This window comes from Clostridium tagluense, assembly GCF_003865095.1.
Lineage (GTDB): Bacteria > Bacillota > Clostridia > Clostridiales > Clostridiaceae > Clostridium_AD > Clostridium_AD tagluense.
In genome coordinates, this window is record NZ_BHYK01000125.1 from 1 (window position 1) to 554 (window position 554).

At 36.5% G+C, this 554-nt stretch carries 2 rRNA genes; both read left to right on the top strand.

The window, feature by feature from the left end:
• Positions 1–65, top strand: a 16S ribosomal RNA gene (locus Ctaglu_RS24815); the annotation flags it as partial.
• A 315-nt stretch (positions 66–380) separates the two neighbouring features.
• A 23S ribosomal RNA gene (locus tag Ctaglu_RS24820) occupies positions 381–554 on the top strand; the annotation flags it as partial.

The following is a 554-nucleotide window of genomic DNA, read 5'->3' on the forward strand; positions in this document are numbered from 1 at the left end:
TGATGATTGGGGTGAAGTCGTAACAAGGTAGCCGTAGGAGAACCTGCGGCTGGATCACCTCCTTTCTAGGGAGTAGATGCAAAGACTTCGGTCAATGCAACAAGAAGAATTTAATTATTCTTCAAAACATCTACTGTAATTACTCGTAACCTATTCTCTGTTTAATTTTGAGAGACTAATCTTAGTAAACTCTTTGGAGTTAATTATTAATTTAATCTTTCTAGAAATGTTCTTTGAAAATTGCACAGTGAAATTAAAGTTGTTTTAATAAGTTAAAGCCATGTAAATGGTGTATAGATGAAATTAATACAATTTCGCAAAATGAATTAAAACGTTTATGTAAATAGACGAAATTATCTACGCAAGTAGATAAAGATAAAGGTTAAGCTACAAAGGGCGCATGGCGAATGCCTTGGCACTAGGAGCCGAAGAAGGACGCGTTAAGCTGCGATAAGCTTTGGGTAGGCGCAAATAGCCAGTGATCCAAAGATTTCCGAATGGGGGAACCCACATAGTAACAACTATGTACTGCATACTGAATAAATAGGTATGCA